13 protein-coding genes are annotated in these 16081 nt (G+C 73.7%); 1 reads left to right on the top strand and 12 read right to left on the bottom strand.

Annotated features, from left to right (window positions below; all coding sequences use genetic code 11):
- Nucleotides 1-5: 5 nt before the first annotated feature.
- Genes BM362_RS24140 through BM362_RS24115 form a run of 6 tightly spaced genes read right to left on the bottom strand, consistent with a single transcriptional unit; the run spans nucleotide 6 to nucleotide 6225 of the window.
- Nucleotides 6-803 carry an ECF transporter S component gene (locus BM362_RS24140; protein WP_342029812.1) on the bottom strand — a complete coding sequence of 266 codons (798 nt, stop codon included), beginning with the start codon at nucleotides 801-803 and terminating at the stop codon, nucleotides 6-8.
- Nucleotides 800-2347, bottom strand: a complete 1548-nt coding sequence (locus BM362_RS24135) for an ABC transporter ATP-binding protein (RefSeq protein ID WP_093574634.1) — start codon at nucleotides 2345-2347, stop codon at nucleotides 800-802. The genes BM362_RS24140 and BM362_RS24135 overlap by 4 nt, the downstream gene beginning before the upstream one ends.
- A complete protein-coding gene (locus BM362_RS24130; protein ID WP_093574633.1) occupies nucleotides 2344-3432 on the bottom strand; it encodes an energy-coupling factor transporter transmembrane component T in 1089 nt (362 codons plus the stop codon). Before BM362_RS24130 ends, BM362_RS24135 begins: the two co-directional genes overlap by 4 nt.
- Nucleotides 3429-4250: a hypothetical protein gene (locus BM362_RS24125; protein WP_067594070.1), complete on the bottom strand. Its 822-nt coding sequence runs from the start codon at nucleotides 4248-4250 to the stop codon at nucleotides 3429-3431. Before BM362_RS24125 ends, BM362_RS24130 begins: the two co-directional genes overlap by 4 nt.
- On the bottom strand, nucleotides 4247-5674 hold the full coding sequence (locus BM362_RS24120; protein ID WP_093574632.1) for a prenyltransferase/squalene oxidase repeat-containing protein: 1428 nt from the start codon (nucleotides 5672-5674) through the stop codon (nucleotides 4247-4249). The genes BM362_RS24125 and BM362_RS24120 overlap by 4 nt, the downstream gene beginning before the upstream one ends.
- A 17-nt stretch (nucleotides 5675-5691) precedes the next feature.
- Nucleotides 5692-6225 carry a hypothetical protein gene (locus BM362_RS24115; RefSeq protein ID WP_093574631.1) on the bottom strand — a complete coding sequence of 178 codons (534 nt, stop codon included), beginning with the start codon at nucleotides 6223-6225 and terminating at the stop codon, nucleotides 5692-5694.
- 311 nt (nucleotides 6226-6536) lie between these two features.
- On the opposite strand from BM362_RS24115, the gene BM362_RS24110 reads away from it, so the two are divergent.
- The gene (locus BM362_RS24110) at nucleotides 6537-6833 is read left to right on the top strand and encodes a hypothetical protein (RefSeq protein WP_093574630.1); all 297 of its coding nucleotides are present in this window, start codon (nucleotides 6537-6539) and stop codon (nucleotides 6831-6833) included.
- Nucleotides 6834-7142: 309 nt separating this feature from the next.
- Here the strand turns inward: BM362_RS24110 and BM362_RS24105 are convergent, their stop codons facing one another.
- The 6 genes from BM362_RS24105 to BM362_RS24075 all read right to left on the bottom strand — a co-directional run bounded on the left by BM362_RS24105 (nucleotide 7143) and on the right by BM362_RS24075 (nucleotide 16057).
- A complete protein-coding gene (locus BM362_RS24105; protein ID WP_143132472.1) occupies nucleotides 7143-8249 on the bottom strand; it encodes an iron-siderophore ABC transporter substrate-binding protein in 1107 nt (368 codons plus the stop codon).
- Complete coding sequence (locus BM362_RS24100; RefSeq protein WP_093574628.1) at nucleotides 8231-10012, bottom strand: ABC transporter ATP-binding protein; 1782 nt, start codon at nucleotides 10010-10012, stop codon at nucleotides 8231-8233. Before BM362_RS24100 ends, BM362_RS24105 begins: the two co-directional genes overlap by 19 nt.
- Complete coding sequence (locus BM362_RS24095) at nucleotides 10009-11676, bottom strand: ABC transporter ATP-binding protein (RefSeq protein ID WP_342029811.1); 1668 nt, start codon at nucleotides 11674-11676, stop codon at nucleotides 10009-10011. The genes BM362_RS24100 and BM362_RS24095 overlap by 4 nt, the downstream gene beginning before the upstream one ends.
- Nucleotides 11673-12707, bottom strand: coding sequence for a FecCD family ABC transporter permease (locus BM362_RS24090; RefSeq protein ID WP_093574626.1), 1035 nt, complete (start codon nucleotides 12705-12707; stop codon nucleotides 11673-11675). Before BM362_RS24090 ends, BM362_RS24095 begins: the two co-directional genes overlap by 4 nt.
- A 283-nt stretch (nucleotides 12708-12990) precedes the next feature.
- Nucleotides 12991-14031, bottom strand: coding sequence for a FecCD family ABC transporter permease (locus BM362_RS24080; protein WP_244287260.1), 1041 nt, complete (start codon nucleotides 14029-14031; stop codon nucleotides 12991-12993).
- Nucleotides 14032-14173: 142 nt separating this feature from the next.
- Nucleotides 14174-16057 (bottom strand): ArnT family glycosyltransferase, encoded by a 1884-nt coding sequence (locus tag BM362_RS24075; protein WP_093574623.1) that lies wholly within the window; start codon nucleotides 16055-16057, stop codon nucleotides 14174-14176.
- Between the last annotated feature and the right edge of the window lie 24 nt (nucleotides 16058-16081).

Raw genomic sequence — 16081 nt, 5'->3', positions numbered from 1 at the left:
GCTGCTCACCCCTGGACGTCGCGGAATTCGACCGGCGACTCGAACGCGGCTCGGCGCGCGGCGCGGCGCAGCGTCGCCAGGACCAGCGGGCCGAACACCGCGATCGCCACGACGTTGGTCACCGCGCGGCCGGTGTCCCAGCCCAGCGAGGTCGCCGCGTCGAAGAGCAGATAGCGGCCGAGGTTGGCGAGAGCGGAGGCGTTGGGGTCGAAGGACAGGGCGGTGTGCGCGCCGAGCGCGAACGGCCAGAACGACAGGTTCAGCGCTAGCCCGTAGGCGAACGCGGACACCGCGCCGTAGGCCGCCAGCAGGACGATTTCGGGGCGGCCGCTCGCCCGGGGAAGCAGCCCGGCGCCCAGGCCGACCCAGGCGCAGCCGAACATCTGGAACGGGAGCCACGGCCCGATCCCGCCGGTCAGCAGCGCGGACGCGAACAGGGAGACCGTGCCGAGGGTGAAGCCGAATCCGGGACCGAACACCCGCCCGGCGAGCACCAGCAGGAAGAAGACCGTCTCGATGCCGCCGGCCCCGGCCCCGAGCGGCCGCAATGCCGCGTTCACCGCGGCCAGGACTCCCAGCAGCGCCAACGCCTTCGCGTCGATCCCGCCGTCGCCCAGTTGGGCCAGCAGGACCCCGAGCACCAGCACCAGAAGGAGGCCGAACAACAGCGGCGCCTCGGCTGCGGCGCCGGCCAGCAGCGCACCGGGGGCGACGAAGAAGGGCCAGCAGAACGCCGCGACGCCCAGGACCGAAGACACCGCCAGCATGACCGTCGACCAGCGGCCGACGCGCACCGGGCTCACCGCAGCGCTCCGGCCACCTGGCCGACGGTCAGCCAGCCGCCGCCGAGGATCTTCGCCACCTGCGGAGCGAACAGCGGAGAAGACGTCACCACGTCCGCGGTAGGCCCGTCGGCGACCACTTCGCCGTCGGCGAGCACCACCGCCCGGTCGCAGGTCTCGGCCGCGAATTCCACGTCGTGCGTGGCGATCAGGACCGCGCCCGGAAAGGCGCGCACCAGCGCGGTGAGCCGGTGCTTGCCGGGGTAGTCCAGGCCTCGGGTCGGTTCGTCCAGCAGCAGTACGGCGGGCTCGGCGGCGAGCTGCACGGCGAGCGCGAGGGCGAGGCGCTGGCCTTCGGAAAGGTCGCGCGGATGCGAGTCCGGGTCGATGCCGGGGGCCAGTTCGTCCAGGATCTCGCCGGCCCGGTCCGTGGCCAGCTCCTCGCCGACGGTCTGCAGGTACAGCAGATCCGCCGGCGACTGCGGGACCAGCGCCGCGAGCACCCGGCGCGGCACCGGTTTCCGGCCCGCCGGATCCGTCCCGCGGATCGTGACCGCGCCGCTGTGCCGGGGGCCGCTGCCCTGCAACGCCCACAGCAGCGAAGATTTGCCGGAACCGTTGCGTCCCATCAACGCCACCGTTTCACCGGCTGCCACGCTCAGCGACACCTCCCGCACCGCAACCGTGCCGCCGTAGCGGACCACGACATCCCGGCACGTCAACGTCTCGGCGCCCGGCTCGATCGGCGCCGGCACTGGCGCTCCGGGAAGTTCGGCGCGCAGTTCCGGAGCCCGGCGGCGGGCGTCGCGGACCGACAGCGGCAACGGATCCCAGCCGGCGAGGCGCCCCAGCGCGACCACCGGCGGGGCGATCGGCGCGGACCGCATCGCCTGCGCGGGTTCGGCGGCGCTCACCCGGCCGTCGTGCACGGTCAGCACCCGGTCGGCGTACTGCAGCACCCGCTCCAACCGGTGCTCGGCGATCAGCACGGTGATGCCGAGGTCGTGCACCAGCCGGGTCACCGCGGCCAGGACCTCCTCCGCCGCACCGGGATCCAGCGCGGAAGTCGGCTCGTCGAGGACCAGCACCCGCGGACCGGCGGCCAGCACCGCGCCGATCGCCACCCGCTGCTGCTGTCCGCCGGAAAGCGCGCGGAGCGGACGGTCCCGCAGCTCCGCGATGCCCAGCAGGTCCATCGTCTCCTCGACCCGCTTGCGCATCGCGGCAGCGGTCACGCCCAGCTGTTCCATGCCGTAGGCCAGTTCCTCCTCCACCGAGTCGGTGACGAATCCGGCGACCGGGTCCTGCCCGACCACCCCGACCGTCGCGGCGAGTTCGCGCGGGCGGTGCGTACGGGTGTCCCGCCCCGCCACGGTCACCCGGCCGGCCAGCCGCCCGCCGGTGAAGTGCGGCACCAGCCCGTTCACCGCGCCCAGCAGCGTCGATTTCCCGGACCCGGTGCGGCCCACCGCCAGGGCCAGCTCTCCCTCGCCGATGTGCAGGGAAACCTCCCGCAGCACCGGCGTTCCCTGATAGGCGATGCTCACCTCGGAGAACTCGATCACCGCAGCTCCCCCGTCCGGTACCGCGCGGTCAGCGCCGGCGGGGGCGGGGCGGCGACCGCGGGCAGCGCCCCGGCCAGCATCCCGGCCAAGGCCAGCAAGTCCATCCCCGGCGCCAGCAACGGCGGGTTCAGCACGACCGGATCGGCCACCGCGACCAGCACGGCGACCACGGCACCGGACGCCGCGACCGCCCACTCCGGCGCCGACCAGGGATCCGGCCGGTAGCAGGTCCGCTGGATCCGCCTGCCGCCGAGGTACAGCCCCAGGCAGCACACCGCCGCGCCGGCGACCAGCATCGCCGGCCCGTAGCCGTGCTGGTCGGCCGCGAGCAACCCGTAGCTGCCCACGCACAATCCGAGCAGACCGGCCAGCATCAGCACCGCCGCGCTGCGGCGAGCCGCCGCGGACCGCTCCCAGCGCTGCCCGTAACCTCGCGAGTCCATCGCCGCGGCCAGCGCGATCGCCCGGTCCAGCGCGTCGGCCAGCACCGGCAACGCCACCGTCCGGAAGAGTTTTCCGGTGACTCCGCGCAATGCGCGCGCTCGCATGATCCGCTGACCGCTCTCGATCAGCTGCGGCGCCACCGTCAGCGCGATCACCACCGTGGTGCCGATCTCGTACAGCGCGCCCGGCAGCATCCGCAGCACCCGCTTGGGATTGGCCAGAGTGTTCGCCGCGCCCACGCACACCAGCAGCGTGGCCAGCCGCAACCCGTCGTAAGCGGCGCTGAGAATACCCTCCAGCTCGACCGGTCCGCCGAGGCGCACCCCGGCCATCCAGTGCGGCAACGGGATCCGCGGCACGGTGAACAGCAGATGCCCTCCCCCGGTGAAGGCGGAACCGAGCAGGATCCGGAACAGCACCCGGAAGCCGATCACCACCAGCGCCAGGATCAGGTACGCGCGGAACCCCTTGGCCCACGGGGCTTCCCCGCGCCGGGCGGCCACCACGACCCCGGCCACCGCGAGCACCAGAGCGAGCAGCAACGGGTTCGTGGTCCGGCTCGCCGCCGTGGCCATGCCGAGCGCCCAGATCCACCACGCCGCGGGATGCAGCATCCGCGGCAGCGCGGCGGCGCCGATCATCCGGCCTCCCGCTTGCGGCGGCGCCGGACCAGGACCGCGGCAAGGATTCCCAGCAGCCAGATCGCCCCGAACGCCACCACCGGGAGCGTCGGGAATCCTGTCGTGCCGGCGTTTTCGGACGCGGCCGCCGCCGGTTCCGGCGCACTGCCCGCCGCCGATGGCCGGGAAGACCCCGCCGAGGCCGTCGCCGATGGCGCCCGCTCTTCCGGCCTGGCGACGCCGGAGCTTCGCGGGGGCGGCTGTGCTCCGGCGGATGCCTGCTGCGGCGGTGCGCTGTCGCCTGCCGCCGGGCCCCTCGGAGCGTCCGGGCCTGCCGCGCCGCCTTGCGGTCGCGGCTGTCCCGGCGGGGCGATCAGCGCGGTCACCGCCGGGTGCGGCGGCTGCCCACTCCCGAAAGACCATCCCTCGATCTGACCCGCCCGCGGGGTGGCGCTCATCGCGCCCTCGTTGCTGTACTCCCACCGGTTCGTCCCGGCGTTGCCGTCCCAATACGACCAGTACGCCGTCGTCGGCGGAGTGTCCGTGCACGGCTCCACCGCGGGCGAGGGCCGGTCGTCGATGCGGCACACGAAAGCCGGGCCGTCGTGCACGGTGCCGGCGGTGCGGAACCCCGCCGCGCGCAACGCGTCGTACCCGGTGTCCGGCGGCGTGCCCAGGCAGCGCTGCACCACGCCGCCGCCGAGGGAACCGAAGTCCACCACCACCAGCACCCCGGAAGTCGTCGTGCACGCCGGTGCCGCGGCCGCGACGGGAGCCGCGGCGACGGCGCCGCCCAGTGCCAGAAGCCCGGCCGCCAGCGCGGCCGTCCACCGCCTCACGAGCGGGATCCCTTGCGCCGCACCAGGAACCAGAAAGTGCCCGCGGCGAACAGCAACCCGGCCAGTACCGCGGCCGCCATTCCCTTCGGGCCCTCCCAGAACGACACCGGGCGAGGCTCCAGTGCCCGTGCCTGCCCGATCCGCTGCGGAGCGGCGGTTCCCGGCACCGGCTGCGCGCTCGGTGCCGGGGCAGGCGGTGCGCTCGCAGGCTCCTTGGCGACCGTGGCCGGGTTTTGCGGCGCGGCAGCCGTCCGGGTGCCTGGTGTGCTGGCCGCCAGCCCTGGTGCGCTGCGGACCGGGATGCCCGGCGGCGAGCCGTCGCCGGGCGTTTTCCCGTCGCGCGGCGGGTCGCCGGGAGGGCGGGGCGGCGCCGGATCGGGCACCGCGGCAGCCAACCCCAGCAACGCCTGTGCGCTCGCGCGGCGCAGGCCGTCCTGCTTGCCCAGGTTGTCGGCACCGCTGGACTTGAGCCAGAACGCCTTCGCGTCCCGGTTGATCGCGTCCAGGTCTGCCTGGCTCTTCGCGATCGCCCCGGCCATCGCCGGGACCGGGACGCTGCCGGGCACCTGCATGGCGGCCAGCCATCCGGTCGCCCGGGAGGCCGCCTTGCCGTCGCCGCCGAGCGCCAAGGCCATCGCGGCCAGCCCGGAGGAGTTGGTGTTGACCTGCGCCGGGCTTTTCGGATCCGCGCTGAACGCCCCGGTCGCCGGGTCCTGGTGCGCCCGCAGCCACCCCAGCGCACTGGACACCTGCGGCTGGTGGCCGCCGATCTCGACGAGCGCCCACACTCCCATCGCGGTGGTGTCCGCGCTGACCTCGGCGTCCGACGTGCACCGCGCGGTCGCGCCGCTGTCCGGCGGATTCAGCCGGAATCCTCCGCCCGGGCATTGCTGGCGCACCAGCGTCGCCGCCCCGGCGGAGTTGCCGATCCCCGCCTTGTGCAAGCCGATCAGCGCCAGCGCCTGGCCGAACACGTTGGACGGGGTGCGGGTCCCGCTCGCCGCGGTGTCCTCGAAAACGCCCGCGGAATTCTGCGCCGCGCCGAGCCGCGCGACGAGGTCGATGTTCTTGCCCGCGCTGTCGTTTCCCCACTGGCGCGGATTCACGCCCTGATCGAGCGCCACGATCAGGTCCTTGCCCATGACGCCCGCGGAGACGATCGTGGCGCTGAAGAAGTTCGCGCGCAGTTTCGCGGTCGCCTTCGCCTGGACAGCCGGCTCGACTCCCGCTCTGTGCATGGCCAGCAGCGCGTCGGCCATCAACCCCGCGTCGTTGTTGCCGGGCGAAGCCGGGTTCGGATAGCCGTCGCCGAGCCGGGTGAACTCATGCGCCAGGAACTCCGCGGCAGCCACGGCCGCCTCCGGCGCGCGCGTCTCCGCCGCGGGTGCCGGAAACGCCGCGGCCAGCAGCACTGCGCTGGCCACGGCACCGGCACCCCAACTCACGAACCGGTCCAGTTCGGGTCCTTGGCCTGCGCCAGCGTCAAGCTCATCTGGTTCGGGTCCGTCGCCGTGCCCGCGCCGAAGGAGAACCCGAGCACCGTCCCCGGAGCGGGGTCCGAGGTGTCCACACCGTCCTCGGCATAGGTCCAGTCGGCGTTCTGCACGTCCGGCACCCAGTACGCCCAGTACGGCGCGTTCGCCACGAACCCGGTGCACGGGTCGGCGGTGCTGGACGGACGGGCGTCGATGCGGCACAAGTACTGGTAAGGCCCCTGCTGGCCCTGGCCGGTCCCGTGCACGGGAGCGAAACCGGCCTCGCTGAGCGCCTCGAAAGCGGTGTCCGGGTCACCGGCGACACAACGGCGGGTCACCCCGGCCCCGGCGAAATGCGTGGCGTCCACGACGACTGTCACGCCCGAACTGCCTTGGCACGGACCGTCGGTGTACGAAGCGGGCGCGGCGGCAGCCGGGGAGGAAACGAAAAGGGGAACCGCGAGCACACTGATCGCGGCAGTCTTGGCCAGGGAGAACATAGCGATGTCCTTTGCGGTGAGTGGTCTGAACGCGACCCGTCACCGCGACACCCCAGTCAAGCGCACGCGCGGCCGGGCCCGTTCCGTAGTCTTCGACGGCAGGAGCCACTCGTGACCGTCAGGCATTCCGGCTTGCCCGCCACGAGGCGAGCCTACGGTTGCGAGTCAGCGCCGGCTCTTGCCCGGCTTCCCCTGACGATCACGGTATTCGGTTGTACAGCGAGCAAACGCTAGCACTCGGGCGTCGAGATCCACACCGCTGACCAGGTATCTCACCGGGAGCGAGGAAACGGTGACGCTGCGGAACTCGCGTGCCCTTCGAGATCGGCGACTTCCGCGACCGCCCCCAGTGCGCCGGTCCCGCCGCCCGCTCCCCCGGCTGCCGGGAACACGTGCGGCGCCCATGCGCCGGCGGCCGCGGCTTCTGGCTTCGCCTGGCAGCAGCGGCGCCGTTCGCGGCCGGGTTCGCGGACTTCCCGGTCGTCGCTTTCCGCTTCCAGCGGCACAGCACGGTCTCCGCCGGCCTGATCCCGGTCTTCTCCGCGGTCGCGATGGCCGTCCGCAGCGGGGTTCGCTGCTGTTCGGCCGCTTCGGCATCCGGCTGCTGACGATCGTCGCGACCGCCTACGGTCCGCCGGCTTTCCCAGGCGGGTTCTGGCCCGCGCTTATTCCGGCTGCCGTGGCGCCCATGGTCGGGTCCGGCGAGATGGTCTTCGAGCGCGGCAAAGCAGGAGTCGTCCAGTTCGTCGAAAATCATCGTGAAGAACCGGTGGAACCCGGCGTGCTCGCCGACGAGCGCGCACCGCTAGCACTTTCAGCATCTGCACAGACCGGTGCGGATGGTCTCCGGCGACGAGTGCGGGAGAATCTCGAACCCCGCTTTCCGCGGCTCCCGCACCGCCATCGCCGCCTCGGTCCTATTTCCGGCTCGCGTCGGAAAGCTTCGGGGTCAGCTGGCCCAGCGCCCATTCCAGGCTCACCGACGAAGGAAACGCGATCGCCTGGGCGAGAGCCGGCTGCAGCGGCAGGTACGCTCCCCGCTTCACCGCGGGCAGGTCGGTGAAGCCCGGCGTGGCCTGCGCGAGCTTCAGCGAACTCGGCGAACCGGTGGCCAGCAGCAGGTTCGCGTCGAGCTTCGACACGTTCTCCCAGCTGACCAGCGTGCGGCCGGGAATGGAGGAGTCCGGCATCGAGCGCACCGCCGGGCTCAGCGAGAGGCCGAGCTGGTCGAGGAACTGCGCCGAGACGTCCGCGGTGGAGTTCACCGCGTGCACTCCGGCCGCCTGCGGGGTGACCAGGAAGTTGTAGGTCTTCCCGGCCAATTCGGGGTGGGTCTTCTTCGCGGCGGCGATGTCGGCGGTCGTCTTCGCGATCGTCTGGTCCGCCTGGGCGCTCTTGCCCAGCGCCTTGGCGATGCCGCGCGTCGCGTCCTGCCAGGAATCGCTGTTGGGCGCCTTGGCGTAGGTGACGACCGGGGCGATCTGCGACAGCTGCTGGTAGCTCTCGCCGAGGTTGTAGTCCTTCGTCGCCAGGATCAGGTCCGGTTTGAGCGCGGCCACCTGGTCGATCGGGTCCCCGCTGTCGACGGAGAACAGCTTCGGGGAGTTCGCGCCGAGCAGCGGCTTCGTCCACGGTTCGATCCCGCCGTCCGCGGTGGCCACCTTCGCCATGCCGACGGGGGCGACGCCGAGCGACAGCGCGATGTCCGCCGACGTCCAGTCCATCGCCACGACCCGCTTCGGCGCGGACGGCACCTGCGCGGCGCCGAACTTGCCCGGCACGCTCACCGGGAATCCGGCCGACGCCGGCTGCGCCGCGTCGCTGTCCGCGGAATTGTTGGTGCACGCCGAAAGCGCCACGGTCAGCGCGCACGCCAGCGCGAACGGAATTGTCTTGGTCAGTTTCACGGTTTGCTCTTTCTTTCTCTTCGAGGCTCGTTCGCCGCGGTCCGGCGAAAGCTCAGGTCCCGGCACGCGGCCGATCAGCGCCAGCAGTCCGCCCAGCGCTACCGGTTCGCCGACCACGCCCGCCACAATCCGGCGTAACCACCGCCCGCGGCCACCAGTTCGGCATGCGTGCCGACTTCGGCGACCCGGCCGTGCTCCAGCACCACGATCCGGTCCGCGCGCGCCGCCTGCGTCAAACGGTGCGCGACCACCAGCGCGGTCCGCCCGGCCAGTGCCTTGTCCGCGGCGGCTTCCAGCACTTTCGCGCCGGTGCTGCCCGCTTCGGCGGTCGCCTCGTCGAGGATCGCGATCGGCGGGTCGGCCAGCACCAGCCGGGCCAGCGCCAGCTGCTGGGCCTGGGCCGGGGTGAGCGGATGCCCGCCCCGGCCGAGCACAGTGGACAGTCCGTCCGGCAGCGCGGCGAACCACCCCGCCGCGCCGACCTCGGCCAGCGCGGCGGTCATCTCGTCCTCGGCCGCGTCCGCGCGGGCGAGGACGAGGTTGGCCGCCAGGGTGTCGGCGAAGACGTGCACTTCCTGGCTCAGCAGCACGCACTTCCGGCGCAGTTCGGCCGTGTCGTGCCGGGCGGTGTCCACCCCGCCCAGCTCCACTCGCCCGCGCTCGGCGTCCAGCACTCCGGCAATCACCTTCACCAGCGTGGTCTTCCCGGCTCCCGAGGCCCCGACGATCGCCAGCCGTTCGCCGGGACCGACCGTGAGGTCCACTTCGGACAGCACCGGCCGTCCGGCGTCGTAGGCGAAGGACAAGCCGGACACGGTGACCGTTCGGTCCGAAGTGGACGGTCGCGGAGCGCGGCGCGGCGGGTCCGGCAGATCGGCGACCCCGACGAGACGGGCGAACGCGCCGGAGGCGGCCTGCGCGCTGTCGAAGCTGCCGAGAATCGCGTTGAACTGGTCGAAAAGCCGGTGGAAGTACAGTGCCGCGGCCGAAGCGGCGCCGAGGGTCGCCGTGCCCGAGCGGACGAGGAGGAAACCCGTCGCGAGGATCGCCGCCAGTCCGGCGAGTTCGCCGTAGTTGAGCCTGCCGAAGAAACGCCGCTGCACCGCGGCCATCCGGATCGACAGCTTGCGCGCGCGGTCCGAGGCCGCGGCGACCCGGCTGAGGTGTTCGGCTTCGACGCGCAGCGCGCGGACCGTCGCCGCGCCGTCGATCGAGTCCAGCAGTTGCTGAGCGCGCGCTCCTTCGGCGACTCGCTCCCGCGCGATCACCGGCACCGCGACCCGCAGATACCACCGCACCGCGGCGATCTGGAACGGCACGGCGAGCAGAGCCGCGACCGCGAATCGCCAGTCGAGCAGCACCAGGGCCGCCGCGGTGAACACGATGGCCAGCCCGGCGTCGATGAGGGTCGGCAGCACCCCGCCGACCGCTTCGTTGACCGCTTCCACGTCGCCCGACAGCCGGGCCAGCACGTCGCCGCTGCCCGCCCGCTCGACGCGTTCGGCCGGGATCCGCAGCACCTTCCGCACGACCGTCTCGCGGACGCCGGCGATCGCGGTCTGGCCCAGCCGCGCGACCATCGCCGAGCCCAGCGCCTGGAACCCGCCTTGGGCGAGCGCGACCAGGGCGAGCGCCGCGGCGATCGGGAGCACGGCCGTGCCGTCCCCGCGCACCACCAGGTCCACGATGCCGCCGAGCAGCCGCGGGGCGAGCAAGCCGACCGCTGTCGCGAGCACCAGCACCAGCAGCGTCGCCGCGGCGAGACCGCGATGCGGGCGGAGCACTCGCCACGCCGCCTGTCTGGTCCGGGCGGCGGTCGCGATCGGCAGCAGAACCTCCGCCGCCGGACCCCGTCCGGCCCGTGCGCCGGTCTGAGTCATGCGGTCACCAACTCCCGGTAATCCACGTCGGAGCCCAGCAAATCGGCGTGACTGCCGCTCGCCGCGACCGCGCCGCCGCGGACCACCACGACCCGGTCGGCCGCGGCGAGCAGCGCCGGGCTGGCCGAGATCACCAGGGTGGTGCGGCCGGCCCGCAGTGCGCGCAGGTTCGCGGCGATCTCCGCTTCGGTGACCGCGTCGAGCGCGGTCGTCGGTTCCTGCAGCACGAGCACCGGCGGTTCGGCGGCCAGCGCGCGGGCGAGCGCCACCCGCTGGCGTTGGCCGCCGGAGAGGGACCGGCCGCGCTCGGTCAGCACCGTGTCCGCGCCCTCGGGCAGCATCGCGGCCGCGTCCACGCACTCCAGCGCCCGGCCGACCGCGCCCGGATCGGCCGCCGCGGCGGACACGTTGTCCCGCACCGTGCCGCCGAACAGCACCGCGTCGTGCGCGGCGACCAGGACCACCGAGCGCACGACGTCCGGGTCCAGGTCGCGGGCGGGCACGCCGGCCAGCAGGATCTCGCCGGAGTCCGGGTCCTGCTGGCGGCCGAGGCACCGCACGAGCGTGTCCGCCGCCGCCAGGTCGTCGACCACCACCCCGACGAACTCGCCCGCGGCCGCCGCCAGGTCGAGACCGAACAGCCCGGGCCCGGACAGCCCGCGGATCCGCAGGTCCGCCCCGGCGGGCGAGTCGGTGCGCCCGCCCTCGGCCAGCGGCGGCGCGGACAGCACCTTCGCGATCCGCTCCGCCGACGCCCGGGCACGGGCGAACTGGGCGCCCACCATCGCGATCCGGGTGAACGGCCCGATCAGGAACTGGGCCAGGGTGAACGCGGTGACGAACTGCCCGACGGTGATCGCGCCGCCGGCGGCCAGCCGGCCGCCCAGCCACGCGACCGCGGCCAGGAACACGCCGGTCAGCAGGATGATCAGCCCGGACCGCAACGCCACCAGCCGGGCCGCCCGGATACCCGCGGCGCGCGCCTGCCCGCTGGCGTCCCGATACCGGCCGAACACCGCCGCCTCCGCGCCGAGCCCCTTGATCGCGCGCAGCCCTTCGACGAGATCGGCCGCGACCCCGGCGGCGTGCGCGACCGCCGACTGCTCGGCGGAGCTGCGCCGCACCAGCGGGGCCGAGATCGTCCGGGTCAGCAGCACCACCGGGATGAGGCCGAGCAGCACCACCAGCCCCAGCAGGACCGAGGCGCGCAGCAGGATCACCGCGGCCACCACGAGCGCGCCGAACGCGCCCGCGGAGGTCCACACCGCCGCGTTCACCATGCCGACCCGTCCGGCGTCCGAGGTCGCCGTGGACAGCAGCACGCCGCTGCGCGTCCCGGCCCGGTCGAAGCCGCGGGTGTCGAGCACCCGGCGGGTCAGCCGCATCCGCAGCTCGTGCCCCGCGCCCTGGGTGGCGTGCCGGACCAGCCTTCCGCCCAGCCGCATGGACGCGGTCAGCACGGCGAACAGCACCGCCAGCAGCACGAGTGTCCACAGCAGACCGGACCCGCTGCCGGGCGCGATCGCGTGGTCCACGATCAGCCCGATCATCAGCGGGACCGCCGCCTCGCACCCCTGGTGCACCGCGGCCAGCGCCGCCGCGGGCGCCAGCTGCCGGGCCTGGCCGCGGATCGCGCGGCGGATCAGCTCCCGTGGTTCGTTCACCGCTTCCCCGCCCTCCATCGCCTGCTGAGCAGCCAGCCGAGATAGACCCCGCCGACCGCCGCGGTCGCCACCCCGGTCGGCAGCTCGGCCGGGAACGCCTGCCGCGCCAGCGCGTCGCCGGCCACCAGGATCAGCGCTCCGGTCAGCGCCGCGGTTCCGGCGCCGGTGCCGGGCTCGCGGGTCAGCCTCCTGGCCAGCTGCGGAGCCGCGAGCGCGACGAACGAGATCGGCCCGGCGGTCGCGGTCGCCGCGGCCGCCAGCGCGACGCCGACCGCCAGCGCGCCCAGCCGGGCCGTCGCCGGGCGGACGCCGAGCGCCGTCGCGGCGTCGTCCCCCAGCTCCAGCACCGCGAGCCGGCTGCCGAACGCGGCCAGCAACGGCAGCAGCACCGCGACCGCGGCCAGCGCCGGCCAGACGTGCTCCCAGCCGCGGCCGTTGAGACTGCCGGTCAGCCAGACCTGGGCGGCCATCGCGGATTCCAGGTTCGCCCTGGTCAGCAGGAAATGCGTGAGCACCTGAAGCATGGCGTTGACCGCGATGCCGACGAGCACGAGCTGGTACCCGCGCGCCTGGCGGCGCACGGTGAGGCCGTACACCACCGCACCGGTCGCCAGCCCGCCCGCCAGCGCCCCGCCCGCGATCGCGGCCATCCCGCCGCCCAGCACGGTCAGCACGAACACCGCGCCCGCCGCCGAACCGCTGGTGAACCCGATCAGGTCCGGGCTGCCCAGCGGGTTGCGCGTCAGGTTCTGGAACACCGCGCCGCTCGCGCCGAGCGCCACGCCGACCAGCACCGCGCACAGCAGCCGGGGCACCGCGAGCCGGTAGAGCAGGAACTCGTCCGAACGGTCGCCGTGCCCGGCCAGCGTCCGCAGCACGTCGGCCGGGCTCAGCTCCCCGGTGAACGCGAGCGAACCGAACGCCGCGACCGCCAGCGCGGCAGCCAGCACCGCGGCCACCACGCACGCCCGCCTGCGCACCCGCACGGAAATCCGGTCCCCGCCGAGCCGCAGCGCCGTCAGCCCGGTCATGCCGCCGCCTTCTTCCGCGGAGCGAGTCCGGCGAACACCGACGCCCACAGCGGAAATCCGCCCCCACCGAGGCGCAGGGTCGCCAACCGCCTCACGCCGCCGCCTTCTTCCGCAGCACCAGCCCGATGAACACCGGCGCCCACAACCGAAACCCGGTCCCTGCCGAACCGCAGCGCCGCCAACCCGCTCACGCCGCCGCCTTCTTCCGCAACACCAGCCCAACGAACACCGGCGCCCACAACCGAAACCCGGTCCCCGCCGAACCGCAGCGCCGCCAACCCCCTCACGCCGCCGCCCTCTTCCGCAACACCAGCCCGATGAACACCGGCGCGCCGAGGAACGCCACCACCAGCCCGACTTGCAGCTCGCCCGGCGGCGCGACGATGCGGCCGAGGACGTCCGCCGCCAGCAGCAGCACCGGGGACAGCACCGCCGAATACGGCAGCAGCCATCGGTGGTCGGGGCCGACCAGCGCCCGCGCGATGTAGGGCATCGCCAGCCCGATGAACACGAGCGGTCCGGCGGCGGCCGTCGCGGCCCCGCACAGCAGGGTGATCGCCAGCGCGCCGAGGGCGCGGGTGCGGCCGAGATGCACGCCCAGCGCCCGGCCGGCGTCGTCGCCGAGGACGATGGCGTTGAGCGGCCGGGCCAGCGCCAGCGCGAGCACCGCACCGGCGGCGAGGAACGGCAGCAGCCGGCCGAGCACGCCGAGGTCACGGCCGGCCAGCGAGCCCAGCTGCCAGAACCGGTACTGGTCGAAAACCTGCGGAGACAGCAGGAGCATCGTCTGCACGAACGCGGTCAGCGCCGCCGCGACGGCGGTGCCGGCCAGCACCAGCCGCACCGGCGTCGCTCCCGCGCGCCCGCCGGAGCCGACGAGGTAGACCACGACTGCCGTCACGGCCGCGCCGGCCAGGCTGAACCACACGTACTGCCCGGGGGAACCGAGCCCGAAGAAACCGATGCCGGCCACGATCGCCGCCGCGGCCCCGGAGTTGATCCCGAGCAGTCCCGGGTCCGCCAGCGGATTGCGCGTCAGCCCCTGCATCAGGACCCCGGCCAGCCCGAGCGCGGCGCCGACACAGATCCCGAGCAGCGTGCGCGGCAACCGCAGGCTGCGCACGACCACGTCGTCCGGACCGCCGCCGTGGTGCGCCAGCGCGTCGAACACCGCGCCGAACCCGATCGACTTCGCGCCGACCGCGAGGCTGAGCAAGGCCATCACCGCCAGCGCCGCGGCAGCGAGCAGCAGTCCTCCGGCCCGGCGGAGCGCATAGCCGTGCCGCGGTGTCCGCTCCGTCGCTTCCGCTCGCACTGCCGTCACCGGCCAGACCATTGCAGAGGAACCTACCTCAGGCAAGGCTTCCCTAACGTGATCCTCGTCGGCCGTCGTGCCCGGCCGAAGCGGCGGATTCGGCCAGGCGTCCGTTAGCTCCCGTATCGGAGTCTCCGACGGGTTTCAGCGGCTAGCCGCACCGGTAAAGGTCGCCGACGCCTTGAGAGGCACCGGATTCCGCGGGCGGCACCGACTGGCACCGGGAGCGGACGAACTCGTAGTGGCTGCGTTCCGGCAGGAGCAGGACGAAGGCCGCGTCGCCGCGGTCGATCCACTCGCGGAGGCGGTCCGGGGAGGGGGCCGGGTCGCGGCCGGTGAATCCGGCCATGCCGACCACCCCCCGGCGGGTCGCGAGGAGGAACGGGGCGGCCGCGTCGGCCGTTTCCACCGCCAGCGTCACCTTCGCCGGACCGGCCCGGCGTTCCGCATAGGACAGCAGGGCTGCCGAGGGTTCGTCGAGTTTCCCCGCTGCCGCGCGGAAGTCCCGGGCCCCCCAGCCGCCGAGCAGGTGCCGGAAGTCGTCTCGGACGTCCGGGGCCAGGTAGTCCGTCTGCAGGGACACCGGGCCCGCCGCGGGCAGCATCGGCAAGCCCGCCGAGTAGCCGATCGTCGTCGCGGCGGACCAGGCCAGCGGGGCCGCCAGCACGGCGGCCAGTCCGGTCGCGAGCCCGGCCGTGCGCAGGCGCGGGGAGATCCGCCCGGACACGAGCAGGGCGACCGAAAGCAGCGCCGCCGCGGCGGCGGCCCAGGCGATCCAGCCGTTCCAGTCCGGGTCGCGGCGCACCAGCACCCACGCCCACGCGCTCAGGGCCGCGACTGTCACCGGCAGCAGGGGCCACCCGCGCCCGCCGGCTCGGTAAAGCCGCCACAGCGCGGCGAAAGCGGCAGCCGACAGCGCGGCGACGGCCGGAGCGAGCTGTGCGGTGTAGTACAGCAGCCAGATCCCGCGCATGAAGCTGAACACCACCGCGCAGACCAGCAGCCAACCACCCCAGAGCACCCAGCCGGCCAAGGCTTTCCGCGGCGGACGGCGTCCGGCGAGGGTCAGCACCAGCACGGCGGCGACCGCCGCCAGTGCGAGCGGCAGCAGCCAGGAAGCTTGGCCGCCCAATGACGTCCCGAACAGCCGCCCGGCGCCAGGATCGCTTTGGTAGAAGGATTTCCCGTGGTTCTCCGCGTAGCTGGCCGCCGCGGCGAAGTCCTGGCCGAAGATCCGGCCGAAGCCGTTGTAGCCGAACACGAGATCGCGCGCGGTGCCGTCGACGCTGCTGCCGATGAAGGGTTTCGGCGACGGCCAGAGATCGACCAGCACGACCCACCAGAACGAGGCCACCGCCAGCACCGCCGCGAAAAGCACGGCCGTCCATGTCTTCGTGCGCGCCGGGGCAGAAGAGCCGACCAGGTAGGCCGCGCCGATCGCGGGCAGGACCAGCCACGCCTGCACCATTTTCGTGGTGAACGCGCATCCGAGGAGCACCGCGGCGAAGACCATCCATCGCCGCTCGCGCGCCGCGCCGTCGAGCGCACGGGTCAGCGCGTATGCGGCGGCGACGAGCAGCAGGAGCATCAGCGGGTCGGGCAAGTTGTCGCGGTTGAGCGCGACGACGACCGGCGTCGAGGCGAGCATCGCGGCGGCGAGCAGGGCGACCCGTTCCCCTTGCCAGCGGCGGACCGCCAGGTACAGCAGCCAGACCGCCGCGACGCCTTCGAGCACCTGGGGCAGGATCAGCGCCCAGCCGTGGAAACCCAGCAGCCGCACGGAAAGCACCTGCACCCACAGCGCCATCGGCGGCTTGTCGACAGTCACCACGCCGAGCGGGTCGAGCGAGCCGAACGCGAAAGCCGTCCAGTCGCGGGACATCGAGCCGACGGCGGCGCTGTAGTACGGATACCCGAATCCGAGGTCCCAGCTCCCCCAGCCGTACGCGACGGCCGAGAGGACCAGGACCGCGGCGAGCCCGGCGCGCGGCCGCCAGGACCTGGCCGGGGCGGGCGCGAGCGCGGTGCTGTCCAATGGTTCCCCCTCACGCGACGGGGC

Source organism: Amycolatopsis rubida (genome assembly GCF_900115345.1).
GTDB classification, from domain to species: domain Bacteria; phylum Actinomycetota; class Actinomycetes; order Mycobacteriales; family Pseudonocardiaceae; genus Amycolatopsis; species Amycolatopsis rubida.
This window is presented reverse-complemented; position numbering and strand designations above follow the sequence as displayed.

What these genes read in the sequence shown, in the direction of transcription:
- BM362_RS24130 (WP_093574633.1), bottom strand. Translation starts at nt 3,432, where the DNA reads ATGATCGGCGCCGCCGCGCTGCCGCGGATGCTGCATCCCGCGGCGTGG.
- BM362_RS24100 (WP_093574628.1), bottom strand. Translation starts at nt 10,012, where the DNA reads ATGACTCAGACCGGCGCACGGGCCGGACGGGGTCCGGCGGCGGAGGTT.
- BM362_RS24090 (WP_093574626.1), bottom strand. Translation starts at nt 12,707, where the DNA reads ATGACCGGGCTGACGGCGCTGCGGCTCGGCGGGGACCGGATTTCCGTG.
- BM362_RS24115 (WP_093574631.1), bottom strand. Translation starts at nt 6,225, where the DNA reads ATGTTCTCCCTGGCCAAGACTGCCGCGATCAGTGTGCTCGCGGTTCCC.